The organism is Pantoea sp. JZ29 (genome assembly GCF_035190385.1).
Classification (GTDB): Bacteria; Pseudomonadota; Gammaproteobacteria; order Enterobacterales; family Enterobacteriaceae; genus Pantoea; species Pantoea stewartii.
On the sequence record NZ_CP045241.1, the window covers coordinates 888211 to 900749 of the forward strand.

At 55.0% G+C, this 12539-nt stretch carries 12 protein-coding genes; 9 read left to right on the top strand and 3 right to left on the bottom strand.

Annotation, left to right across the window (positions count from 1 at the left end):
* Window positions 1–96: 96 nt before the first annotated feature.
* The 3 genes from GC090_RS04280 to mutH form a co-directional block, all read right to left on the bottom strand.
* Entirely contained in the window at window positions 97–315 is a 219-nt protein-coding gene (locus GC090_RS04280) for a YgdI/YgdR family lipoprotein (RefSeq protein ID WP_058708963.1), read from the bottom strand.
* Window positions 316–434: 119 nt separating this feature from the next.
* Window positions 435–1145, bottom strand: a complete 711-nt coding sequence (locus tag GC090_RS04285; protein WP_006120802.1) for a TerC family protein — start codon at window positions 1143–1145, stop codon at window positions 435–437.
* 98 nt (window positions 1146–1243) lie between these two features.
* Window positions 1244–1921 carry a DNA mismatch repair endonuclease MutH gene (mutH, locus tag GC090_RS04290; protein ID WP_006120801.1) on the bottom strand — a complete coding sequence of 226 codons (678 nt, stop codon included), beginning with the start codon at window positions 1919–1921 and terminating at the stop codon, window positions 1244–1246.
* A 685-nt stretch (window positions 1922–2606) separates the two neighbouring features.
* Between mutH and rppH the strand changes: the two genes are divergently transcribed.
* From rppH to recC, 9 genes are all read left to right on the top strand, one after another.
* The gene (rppH, locus tag GC090_RS04295; RefSeq protein WP_006120800.1) at window positions 2607–3134 is read left to right on the top strand and encodes an RNA pyrophosphohydrolase; all 528 of its coding nucleotides are present in this window, start codon (window positions 2607–2609) and stop codon (window positions 3132–3134) included.
* A gap of 12 nt (window positions 3135–3146) precedes the next feature.
* On the top strand, window positions 3147–5393 hold the full coding sequence (gene ptsP, locus GC090_RS04300) for a phosphoenolpyruvate--protein phosphotransferase (RefSeq protein WP_006120799.1): 2247 nt from the start codon (window positions 3147–3149) through the stop codon (window positions 5391–5393).
* 108 nt (window positions 5394–5501) lie between these two features.
* On the top strand, window positions 5502–6383 hold the full coding sequence (lgt, locus tag GC090_RS04305) for a prolipoprotein diacylglyceryl transferase (protein WP_033739682.1): 882 nt from the start codon (window positions 5502–5504) through the stop codon (window positions 6381–6383).
* Complete coding sequence (thyA, locus tag GC090_RS04310; protein ID WP_006120797.1) at window positions 6380–7174, top strand: thymidylate synthase; 795 nt, start codon at window positions 6380–6382, stop codon at window positions 7172–7174. The genes lgt and thyA overlap by 4 nt, the downstream gene beginning before the upstream one ends.
* 189 nt (window positions 7175–7363) lie before the next feature.
* Window positions 7364–7834, top strand: coding sequence for a prepilin peptidase-dependent protein (locus GC090_RS04315; RefSeq protein ID WP_033739681.1), 471 nt, complete (start codon window positions 7364–7366; stop codon window positions 7832–7834).
* A complete protein-coding gene (locus GC090_RS04320) occupies window positions 7831–8358 on the top strand; it encodes a prepilin peptidase-dependent protein (RefSeq protein WP_205956940.1) in 528 nt (175 codons plus the stop codon). Before GC090_RS04315 ends, GC090_RS04320 begins: the two co-directional genes overlap by 4 nt.
* On the top strand, window positions 8355–8759 hold the full coding sequence (locus GC090_RS04325; protein ID WP_205956939.1) for a DUF2509 family protein: 405 nt from the start codon (window positions 8355–8357) through the stop codon (window positions 8757–8759). The genes GC090_RS04320 and GC090_RS04325 overlap by 4 nt, the downstream gene beginning before the upstream one ends.
* Window positions 8719–9045, top strand: coding sequence for a prepilin-type N-terminal cleavage/methylation domain-containing protein (locus GC090_RS04330; protein ID WP_172913418.1), 327 nt, complete (start codon window positions 8719–8721; stop codon window positions 9043–9045). The genes GC090_RS04325 and GC090_RS04330 overlap by 41 nt, the downstream gene beginning before the upstream one ends.
* Window positions 9046–9148: 103 nt before the next feature.
* Window positions 9149–12526 carry an exodeoxyribonuclease V subunit gamma gene (recC, locus tag GC090_RS04335; protein WP_324020935.1) on the top strand — a complete coding sequence of 1126 codons (3378 nt, stop codon included), beginning with the start codon at window positions 9149–9151 and terminating at the stop codon, window positions 12524–12526.
* Window positions 12527–12539 lie beyond the last annotated feature (13 nt).

A 12539-nucleotide genomic window follows, 5' to 3' on the forward strand; every position in this document is an offset into this window, starting at 1 on the left:
ACTATAGCGCGAGGCGTAGCGGCTAAGAAAGGGAAACAACAAGGAGAAACAGCCTGCCGGAGAGGGAAAGGTCGACAGGCCTGCTCGGTTTCGCATTTAACGCTCAATGATGGTTGATACTTCATCACTGTTAATCTGTACCGTATGGCCTGACTGATCGGTGTACTGTACCAGTCCGGTCTCCTTATCAATGCTCGGTTTGCCTTCCGTCATAATCATGCGACCGTCTTTTGTCGCCATCACATAATCAGAACTACAACCACCTAATGTCACTGCGGCAACGGCCACCAATATAATCTTACTCAGCCCTTTCATTGTGCTTATCCTCGCAACGCGTCCACTGTAAAAAAGTGTAGTAATAAATCCTTTTACCGATTGGGTTAATCGTATCAATCTGAAAATAGGTGGGCGGCAGGCCGCCGCCCTTGACAACGCTAGCTGACTTTTTTCTTACTGCGCATCAGGTTAAGGCACTCAACGGCCATCGAGAAGAACATGGCAAAATAAATGTAACCTTTTGGTACATGCACGCCGAAACTCTCCAGAATGAGGGTGAAACCCACCAAAATCAGGAAAGAAAGCGCCAGCATTTTGACCGACGGATGACGGTCAACAAATTCGCCAATACTGCGTGCCGCAAACATCATCATTAAGACGGCAATCACCACGGCGGCCATCATAATAAACAGATGGTCGGAAAGGCCGACGGCTGTAATAACCGAGTCGAGGCTGAAAATAATGTCGAGCAACATAATCTGCACAATCGCCCCCAGGAACGAATGCACATTGGATTTGTGTTCGGTTTCCTCACCTTCGATAGTTTCATGGATTTCCATGCTGGATTTCCAGAGCAGAAATAAGCCACCAAACAGCAGAATAAGATCGCGCGCGGAGAACGGATGATCCATCAGAGTAAACAGGGGATTGGTCAGTTTTGCTACCCAGGCAATCGAGGCCAGCAGTCCCAGCCGCATCAGCATCGCGCCCATCAGACCAATGCGCCGTGCGCGGGCCTGCTGATGTTTAGGCAGTTTTGCCACCACTAATGACAAAAAGATAATGTTATCAATGCCCAGAACCACTTCCAGAATGGTCAGGGTGCCCAACGCCAGCCAGGCGTTAGGATCGGAAATCCACTCGAACATACCTGCACTCGTATCCTAAACGAAAAGTAAACGAAGATTATACGCACCTAATCTGTCGAACTCACATTTAAATAGTGTATGGCCAGGGGAAAGGGGATTCAGAGAAGAAAATGGCGGGCAAGCAGCGGGGCGGTAAAGCTTTTCTTGAGATAAAACCCGCGCGGTAACGTCATAATGGGCTGTCCCTGTTCGCCGATCCCTTCGGTCAGGGCCCGGCTGTTAGCCGCTTTGGGGCGAATTTGCAGCCAGGCACCATGACGGGCAGTAATACGTTCCACCTGACCCAGCACAATCATATCCATAAGTTCTTCCCAGTCCTGACGCAGCATGTCTTCTTCTTGTGCCGTCGGGCTCCACAGCAAGGGCGCGCCTACCCGGCGCTCGCCAGGGGGAATATCACGCTCACCCTCAACCGGCATCCACAGTACGCGAGCCAGCTTATGGCGAACATGACTGTTTTCCCACGTCACGCCGCTGTTACCGGTCAGCGGTGCAACGCAGACAAATGTGGTTTCCAGCGGTTTGCCTTCACGATCGACAGGGATAGTTTTCAACTCAATGCCCAGATGCGCAAAATCCTGCTCGGCTTTACTGCCTGCGCTGGCCCCCAAATGCCATTCCAGCAGCATGCCCACCCAGCCTTTATCGCGCTTCAGATTGGCTGGCGTTGGAATGCCGGCCTGTTCTGCCAGACAGTGTAAAGGTAAACCTGCCAGTGCCTGCGCCCGCGCGAACAGTACCGATTCGTTTTCAGGTGGCTCTGGAAGAGTGATCATATGCGTAACCCGATGTGGTTAAAAAATAAGCGCCCTGCGGCCTGTCAGGTTTTCCACAGGAATGAGCAGGGTAAGGTGCGCATAATAACATGAAACATAGTGCTTTTTTAAGAATGCACCGCTTCATGCTGTTAACGACGGGTCAGGTTATCCCAACTTGCTATCAACAATGAACAGGATCTTATGACCAGTTATCCACAGAAAGATGGGATAACCTGGCATCAGACGGGTTACTGGTTCGATTTACAGCCTTGACTTTGCTGTTTTTTAGCAAAAATTAGCCGGTTTGCTGCAAGCTTGAACCGATCTCTGTGGATAAAAAGCCGGGTGGTGGATCTTTAGCCAATTGTCAGCGGCAGGACATTATACAATGTCACTCAGACGAATTTATTCAAACCTCAGCAGAGAAATAGTCTTATATTTCAATGGCTATTTCAGAATCACAGTAAAGCGTATTCAGATTCCTCCCAACGGGTTATTCAGTTAACTCCCGTGTTCTACACAAAGCTATCCACAGAAAACGTGAATAAGATCGATGTTTTCTCGGTACTTTGTTTATAACTTTGCATTCTTCTGTGAGTTATCCCGAGATTACGGTCCCCATTGCCCGCGAATCCAGTGGTTTACCGCCTGTAAGGAGTGTGAAACAATCAGACCATTCAAATTTAGCTTTTGAGGTAGTCCAGTGATCGATGATGATGGCTACCGCCCGAATGTTGGTATCGTAATTTGTAACAGGCAGGGACAAGTGTTATGGGCCAGGCGCTTTGGACAGCACTCCTGGCAATTTCCTCAGGGAGGCATCAATCCCGGTGAAACCGCAGAACAGGCGATGTATCGCGAATTGTTCGAAGAAGTAGGGTTACACAGAAAGGATGTCCGAATACTTGCATCTACCCGTAACTGGTTGCGCTACAAATTGCCAAAACGTTTGGTGCGTTGGGACACAAAACCGGTTTGTATTGGTCAGAAACAAAAGTGGTTTCTTCTGCAGTTGATGTGCAGTGATGCAGATATTAATGTGCAACACAGTAGCACGCCGGAATTCGACGGCTGGCGCTGGGTGAGCTTTTGGTATCCGGTACGTCAGGTTGTCTCTTTTAAACGCGATGTGTACCGTCGGGTGATGAAGGAGTTTGCAGGCGTTGTCATGTCCATGCAGGAGAGTGCGGTGCAGCGAAATCATCCTGCCCATCGACGTAAAAGAGGATAGGCCACGCCCTTTATGCTCACTCAGTTGCGAGAAATTGTTGAAAAGGTGGCGAGTGCGCCCCGTCTGAACGAAGCACTCGACATCCTGGTTAATGAGATCTGTCTGGCGATGGAAACGGAAGTCTGTTCCGTTTATCTGGCCGATCACGATCATCGCTGTTATTACCTGATGGCGACGCGCGGTCTGAAAAAACCGCGTGGCCTGACGGTGAAACTGGCGTTTGATGAAGGGATTGTGGGCCTGGTCGGTCGCCTGGCCGAGCCTATCAACCTGGCTGATGCGCAGAGCCATCCGAGCTTTAAATACATCCCTTCCGTTAAGGAAGAACGCTATCGCTCTTTCCTTGGTGTGCCCATCATCAGCCGCCGCCAGCTTCTGGGCGTGCTGGTGGTGCAGCAGCGCGAGCATCGCCAGTTCGACGAAAGCGAAGAGTCTTTTCTGGTTACGCTCGCCACCCAGCTAGCGGCCCTGCTGTCACAATCGCAGCTGAGCCAGCTGTTTGGTCAGTATCGCCAGGCCCGTGTTCGCGCCATCGCGGCCGCACCGGGTGTGGCGGTTGCACCGGGCTGGGTGGATGAAACCCAACCCCTGCTCGATCAGGTCTCCGCGGCCTCCACGCTGGATCCACTGCGCGAACGTGAGCGCTTGTCACTGGCGATGAGCGAAGCTGCCAGTGAGTTTCGTCGCTTCAGTAAACGCTTTTCTGCCAGCGCGCAGAAAGAAAGCGCGGCAATCTTCGATCTCTACTCGCACCTGTTAACGGATGCCCGCCTGAAAAAAGATCTCTTCGATGAGATCGAACGCGGATCCGTGGCCGAGTGGGCAGTCAAAACCGTGATTGAAAAGTTTGCCGCGCAGTTTGCCAGCCTGACGGATAGCTATCTGAAAGAGCGCGCGGGCGATCTGCGGGTGCTTGGACAGCGGTTGCTGTTCCACCTTGATGATTCCCTGGTGGGCGTCAACGCCTGGCCCGAACGCTTTGTATTGGTAGCCGATGAGCTGACAGCGACAACGCTCGCCGAGATCCCGCATGATCGCTTGGCCGGTATTGTGGTGCGTGACGGCGCCGCGAATTCGCACGCCGCGATCCTGACCCGCGCCATGGGGATCCCCACGGTCATGGGCGCAGACATTCAGCCCGGCCAGCTCAATAAGCGCCTGCTGATTGTCGATGGCTATCGTGGTGAACTGCTGATCGACCCTGAACCGGTGATCGTGCAGGAGTACCAGCGGTTAATCAATGAAGAAAATGCCCTCAGCAAGATGGCTGAAGGCGGTGTAGACAGACCGGCAGAACTGAGAAGCGGTCAGCGCATACAGGTGATGCTTAATGCGGGACTGAGCCCGGAGCATGAGCAAACGCAGGGCAGTTGGGTTGACGGCATCGGTCTTTACCGTACGGAAATCCCGTTTATGCTGCAAAGTGGATTCCCGTCAGAAGAAGAGCAGGTGGCACAGTATCAGGGCATGTTACAGCTCTTTCACGACAAGCCCGTTACGCTGCGTACGCTGGATATCGGGGCCGATAAACAACTGCCTTACATGCCGATTAGCGAGGAGAACCCGTGTCTGGGCTGGCGCGGGATTCGATTGACGCTCGATCAACCGGAAATTTTTCTGGTGCAGGTGCGCGCGATGCTGCGTGCGAATGCCGCCTCCGGCAACCTGAGCATCTTACTGCCGATGATCAGCCACATTGATGAGATCGACGAGGCCAAACGGCTGATTCAGCGTGCCGGGGCAGAAGTGGAAGAGATGCTTGGCTATGCGATTCCGAAGCCGCGCATCGGCATCATGATTGAAGTGCCCTCCATGCTGTTTATGATCCCGCATCTGGCCTCGCGTGTTGATTTTATCTCGGTAGGCACCAACGATCTGACCCAGTATTTGCTGGCGGTCGATCGTAACAATACGCGCGTGGCGAATCTGTACGATTCCCTCCATCCGGCCATGTTGCGCGCACTGCAGGCCATTTCTGTTGAAGCCCATTTGGCGAATCTGGAATTGTGTTTGTGTGGTGAAATGGCGGGCGATCCGACCTGCGTGGCGCTGTTGGTGGGAATGGGATATCACCACCTCAGTATGAACGGGAAAAACGTCTCGCGTGTTAAATACCTGCTGCGTCATCTGGATTACGAAGAAACGCAGAAGCTCAGCACCCAGGCGCTTAAAGCCTCGTCAGCGACGGAGGTACGCCAGATGATGTCGGCGTTTATGGAACAGCGTGGTCTGGGCGGTCTGATACGCGGCGGGCGTTAACCCAGGTTACATTTCTGCGACTACGCAAAAAACTGGCTGTGCTATGATGCACAGCCTTAATTTATGTGCATCACGTCCCCTTTCAGGGCAGAAAAAAAACGGTGAATGATGAATAACGGCTACATCGCATTTCCACAGTTTGATCCGGTGATTTTCTCAATCGGACCGCTTTCGCTTCACTGGTACGGGTTGATGTATCTGGTGGGATTTGTGTTCGCCATGTGGCTGGCGGTGCGCCGCGCGAACAAACCCGGCAGCGGCTGGAAAAAAGAGGAAGTCGAAAACCTGTTGTATGCCGGCTTCCTGGGGGTTTTCCTGGGCGGACGCATCGGTTACGTGCTGTTTTATAACCTGCCGCTGTTCCTGGAAAATCCGCTTTACCTGTTCAAAGTCTGGGATGGCGGCATGTCGTTCCACGGCGGTCTGATTGGCGTCATCCTGGTGATGCTGATTTTTGCGCGCCGTACCAAACGTCATTTCTTCCAGGTTGCTGATTTTATTGCCCCTCTGATTCCGTTCGGCCTCGGCGCCGGTCGTCTGGGCAACTTTATCAATGGTGAACTGTGGGGCCGTGTCGATCCCAATTTCCGTTTCGCCATGCTGTTCCCCGGCTCGCGCAGCGAAGATATCGCGCTGGCGGCTAACAATCCACAATATCAGGCACTGCTGAACACCTATGGCGTCCTGCCGCGCCATCCTTCACAGCTCTATGAACTGTTCCTTGAAGGCATTGTGTTGTTCATTATCCTGAACCTGTTTATTCGCAAACCCCGCCCGATGGGCAGCGTGTCCGGCCTGTTCCTGATCGGCTACGGTTGCTTCCGCTTTATTGTTGAGTTCTTCCGTCAGCCCGACGCGCAACTGGGTTTGCTCACCGGCGGCCTGAGCATGGGACAAATACTGTCTCTGCCGATGATCATCGCCGGTGTGATTATGATGATTTGGGCGTACCGTCGACGTCCGCAGCAACAACTTCACGAGGAAAAATGAAACAGTATCTGGACTTAATGCGCTACGTGCTGAACGAAGGCACACCAAAATCTGACCGTACCGGTACAGGCACGCTTTCAATTTTTGGTCACCAGATGCGTTTTAATCTGCAGGATGGCTTTCCCCTGGTCACGACTAAAAAGTGCCATGTTCGCTCCATCATTCATGAGCTGCTGTGGTTTCTGCAAGGGGACACCAACATTGGTTACCTGAAAGAAAACAATGTCTCTATCTGGGATGAGTGGGCAGATGAGCAGGGCAATCTGGGACCGGTATACGGCAAACAGTGGCGTAGCTGGGGCACCGCCCGTGGCGAAGAGATTGATCAGATCACCAAAGTGATTGAACAGATCAAGCGCGATCCGGATTCCCGCCGCATCATTGTCTCGGCGTGGAACGTGGGCGAACTGGATGAAATGGCGCTGGCTCCGTGCCATGCCTTTTTCCAGTTCTACGTCGCGGATGGCAGGCTCTCCTGTCAGCTTTACCAGCGTTCCTGCGACATTTTCCTGGGGCTACCGTTTAACATCGCCAGCTATGCGCTGCTGGTGCATATGGTCGCGCAACAGTGCGATCTGGAGGTCGGTGACTTTGTCTGGACCGGCGGCGATACGCACCTTTACAGCAACCATCTGGAGCAGGCGCGCCTGCAACTGACGCGCGAACCGCGTCCGTTACCGAAGCTGGTGATTAAACGCAAGCCTGCCTCGCTGTTTGACTATCGCTTCGATGATTTTGAGATTGAAGGTTACGATCCGCATCCCGCCATCAAAGCGCCGGTTGCGGTCTGAACACCCGCCGCCAGCATCCGCCCCGGTCTTGCCACAGCATGCCGGGGCGTTTTTTTTACAGCGATGTTGCGGCGCGGTGCACACTTGCACTGATCATGTCTTTATCCAGAGGAAAAATGCTGTAGCTTTGCTTCCAACAGGTGGCTTTCGGGCTTGCTGAAGCGCTCGCTGCTGCGGCACTCTGCCGCCATGAAAAGATCACAGTCAAAAGGGTTTACGCTGGCGGAGCTGCTGCTGGTGATGGTAATCGCTGGCATACTCAGCGCCTTTGCCACGCAAGGCTGGCAGCGCTGGCAGCAGCGTCAACAGCTTCGCGATACGGCGCTGCAACTGCAACACTTTCTGTTACGCGTCCGTGCTCAGGCCAATGCGCAAAACCGGGACCTGGTGCTGTGGCACCGCCCCACACAGCCCTGGTGTATCGGCGTGGCAGCACCGCCACAGAATGGCTGCAGTACGGCAAGCCGCCTGCACTTTATCGCGCCGTATGCGGACATCACCCTTCACGCCCTGCGTGGCGAGCCGGGTTTTTACGGACGCCGCAACGTGGCCAAAGCGGGCAGCATTGAGCTGCGCAATCGCGCCGGAAAAATACGGGTGATTATTTCTGCACGGGCGCGAATTCGTCTTTGCCGTATTGACGATGCGGACTGCGAATGAAAATGGCCGGGTTTAGTCTGCTGGAAATGCTCATCGCCATGGCGATCAGTGCGGTGCTGATGGTCAGTGCAGGACGCTTTATGCCGCGACTGTTGGCCGAAAACCTCAGGCTGCAACAACAGGTTCAACTGCGTCAGGAGTTACAGCAAATGCTGTCCACGCTGGAAAAAGCGATCCGGCGGGCGGGTTATTGCCACGGGGAGTGCGGAACGGGTGGCCTGATGACAGCCGAAGGCTGTGTGCTGATCCGGTTTGACGAGAACAGCAACGGTCAGTGGGAAGGGGTTACGCACAGTGAGAGCGATTACTACGGTTACCGGCTGCGACAACACCAACTGGAGATGCAGCGTGGTGTGGATAACTGCAACGGCAGTGGATGGGAACGGCTTTCCGATCCGGATTTCCTTTCGATTGAGGCATTCGACGTGCGCCGTGAAGGCCGGCTGGTCACCGTTGTACTGCAGGGGCGAAGCGGGAACCGAACCGAAACGCTGGAAAGCCGGGTCGAAGGAATGAATCTGTGAACGCCGAGGGCAACAGTGCGCTGGGGATGGTACTCGTCATCCTGCTGACAGGCGGCATCACGCTTCAGGCCAGCCGCGAGATGCTGGCGCAGGGAATGTTTATCGTCGCCGATGAGCAACACGCTATTCAGGGGTTTTGGCAGGCCCAGTCGGCACTGCAATGGGGACTGACATTAACGTGGCCAGCGCAACCACCTGCCACCTGCCAGCGCGAGCCGCAGTATGGCTGGCAGGCGTGCCTGCATCGCGTGGACGATGAGAAAGGATTGCTTAAAGGTGAAACGCAAAAAGGTGATAAGGCGTTATGGCACTGGGTCAGGCTGGAGGGCAGCAAAATCAGTCCCTTGCCACAGGGCTGGATTGATTATTGCCCGCAATCCGCGCCGGAGCAGTGCCTGTGAGGCGGCAGGATTTAGCCTGCCGGAAGCCTTGTTTGCCCTGTTACTGATGGCCGTCAGCACCAGCGCCTTATTGCAGTATCACCGGGTGTTAACGCTCGGCTTTAGTCAGCAATGGCAGCAGCGTGAAGCCTGGCGTGTGGCGGAACAGCGGTTGTTGGGGCGTGAAGTGGCGGGCTGGCAAACCCGGTCAGATAAAAAAACGGGGCCGGGCGGCTGCACGCTGGAAACGGTTACGGTGAGCGGTCCGCATCAACGTCAGGCCAGCCTGACGCGATTACACTGCTGAGCGGATGAGAATGGGTTTTCACGGTAGGCTTCAAATGCGATACGCGGTAGAGTGAGTACCGTCTGCCATCGCCATGCCGTTTAGTGTTTCCACAGGAGTTTGCATGTTTCACGTTTATCACTCTAATCAGCTTGATCTGCTCAAAAGTCTGGCAGCGAGAGTGATTAAACTGGATCCGCTTGACGATCCCTTTGCGTCAGAAATGGTGCTGGTGCAAAGCCCGGGGATGGCGCAGTGGTTGCAGATGGAACTGGCGCGCACCTTTGGCATTGCGGCAAATATCGAATTCCCGCTCCCGGCCAGCTTTATCTGGGAAATGTTTGTGCGCGTCCTGCCAGACATTCCGCCGGAGAGCGCCTTCAGCAAAGCCAGCATGAGCTGGAAACTGATGCATCGTTTACCCACGTTGCTGCTGCAGGACGAGTTTGCCTCACTGCGCCATTATCTGAGTGACGACGGAGACAGGCGCAAACTTTTTCAGCTCAGTGCCCGCATTGCCGACCTGTTTGACCAGTATCTGGTTTACCGCGCGGACTGGCTTAACAGCTGGGAACGCGGTCAACAGATCGAGGGCCTGGGAGAGGCGCAGGTGTGGCAGGCCGCGTTGTGGCGTGATTTAGTCGACTATACCGACGCGCTGGGCCAGCCCAAATGGCATCGTGCCAACCTCTATGCGCGCTTTATTACCACGCTTGAGCAGGCACAAACCCGACCTGATAACCTGCCGCAGCGGGTGTTTATCTGTGGTATTTCAGCGCTGCCGCCGGTCTATTTACAGGCGTTGCAGGCGCTGGGGCGGCACGTTGATATCTATCTGCTGTTTACCAATCCCTGCCGTGATTACTGGGGCGATATTCAGGACTATGCGTTTCTGGCGAAGCTACAAAGCCGCCAGCGGCGGCGTCATGACCGGGAAGAATATCGCGGTTTATTCAGTGATGTGGCGCGCGCGCCAGCCCTGTTTAGTGAGCAAGGGGAACAACATCTGACTAACCCGCTGCTGGCCTCCTGGGGCAAGTTAGGCCGCGATAACCTCTTCCTGCTCAGCCAGATGGAGCTGAACAGCGAAATCGATGCGTTTGTTGACGTCGAAGAAGACAACCTGCTGCACTGCATGCAGCACGATCTTCTTAATCTGCAGGACAGGGCAATCATTGGCCTGACGGCGGATGAACTGGCTTACAGTGGGCAGAAACGGCGGCTGGACCCGCAGGATCGCTCTGTTGCCATCCAGGTTTGCCACAGTGCGCAGCGCGAAGTTGAAGTGCTACAGGATCATCTGCTGGCGTTGATGGAAGCCGATCCTGAGCTGAAAGCGCGGGATATTATCGTCATGGTGGCCGATATTGACGCTTACGCGCCTTTTATTCAGGCCGTGTTTGCAAACGCCCCGGCAGAACGCTATCTGCCGTTTGCCATTTCTGACCGTCGTGCCAGTCAGGCGCATCCTGCTATCGTCGCGTTTCTGCAATTACTGTCACTGCCGGACAGCCGGTTTGTCTCTGAAGATGTGCTGGCGCTGCTGGATGTCCCGGCCTTAGCGAATCACTTCTCGATTGACGAAAGCGGCCTGCGTCTGTTGCGCCGCTGGGTCAGCGAATCAGGCGTGCGCTGGGGGCTGGATGATGCCAGTGTGGAAGCGCTGGCTCTGCCGGTCACCGGTCAGCATACCTGGCGCTTTGGTTTGCAACGTATGCTGCTGGGATATGCAATGGAAAGCCAGCATGGCGACTGGCAAGGTATTCTGCCTTATGACGAATCAAGTGGGCTGGTCGCCGAACTGGCGGGCCATCTGGCTGAACTGCTGTCCCGGCTTAATCACTGGCGACAGGTCTTATCGGAGCCGCGCCCGCTGGAGGCCTGGCTGCCGCTGTGTCGCGAACTGCTGAATGCCTTTTTTACACCGGATACCGAAACAGAAGCGGCATTGCTGCTGGTGGAAGAGCAGTGGAAGACGCTGATTGAGTACGGTATGGACGCGCGTTTCAATGAGGCGATTCCGGTCGTGCTCCTGCGCGACGATCTGCGTGGGCGGCTGGATCAGCAGCGGATCAGCCAACGCTTTCTGGCCGGGCAAATCAATTTTTGTACCCTGATGCCGATGCGCTCGATTCCCTTCAGCGTGGTGTGCTTACTGGGGATGAACGACGGCGTTTATCCGCGCACCTTAGCGCCGCTGGGGTTTGACCTGATGCAGCAGCAGTCGCGCAAAGGTGACCGTAGCCGTCGTGATGACGACCGCTATCTGTTTCTGGAAGCCCTGATTTCCGCTCAGCAACAGCTCTATATCAGCTATATTGGCCGCGCTATTCAGGACAATACCGAACGTTACCCTTCGGTGCTGGTCACCGAATTGCTGGAGTATATCGGGCAAAGTTTTTACCTGCCTGGCGACGAGGACAGGGAACTGGATGACAGCGCACAGCGGGTACGGGCACACCTGGAACATTTACACAGCCGGATGCCGTTTGCGCCGGAAAACTTCCAGCCTGCGTCAGCGGCACACAGCTTTGCCCGTGAATGGCTGCCTGCCGCGCAGGGCACCGGTCAGCCCCAGCCTGATTTTGTTCAGCCGCTGAGCACACCGCCTGTAGAGACATTAGCCTTCGAACAGTTTCTGCGCTTCTGGCGTCATCCGGTTCGGGCCTGGTTTCAGCAGCGCCTGGGGGTCAATTTCTGGCTTGAAGAAAATGAACTGCCCGACAGTGAACCCTTTGCTCTGGACAGCCTGGAGCGCTATCAGATCAATGCGCAGCTACTGAATGCGCTGGTAACAGGGGAGGACACCGATCGCCTTTATGCCCATCACCGCGCCGCCGGCAATTTACCTTATGGGGCGTTTGGCGAGCTGTTCTGGCAGGCTCAGCGCGAAGAGATGCAGGAGGTGGCCGCAGAGGTGATCACTCAGCGCAGTGAGGGTGAAAGTCGGGAGATCAATCTGGCACTGGCGGGCGTCACATTAACCGGCTGGTTAACCCAGGTGCAGAGCGATGGCCTGCTGCGTTGGCGACCGGGTGTGCTGAATATCAATGACGGTTTATTACTGTGGCTGGAACATTTAGTTTATTGTGCACTGGGTGGCGACGGTAAAAGTCGGATGTTTGGCCGACAGCACAGCTACTGGTGCTTCCCTGCCGTGCCGCCGGACGAGGCGACTGATGCGCTGGCGCGCTATATGCAAGGCTATCTGCAGGGCATGCGCGAGCCTTTGATGTTGCTGACCAAAAGCGGTGGCGCCTGGCTTAATGCCTGTTTTGCCAAGAAAAATCATCAGCTTATGACAGATGAGGCGACACAGCTCAAAGCCCGTAACGCTCTGCTTGCCGCCTGGGTCGGCGGTTACCAACAGGAAGGCGAGGGAAGCGATCCCTACCTGCAACGGTTATGCAGGGCACTGGATGAACCCCGGATACAGCAGATAACCGACGCGGCTGAATGCTGGTATTTACCGGTACTCCAGGCGCATCAGGACGACCGGTAAGCGACCGCTGCCG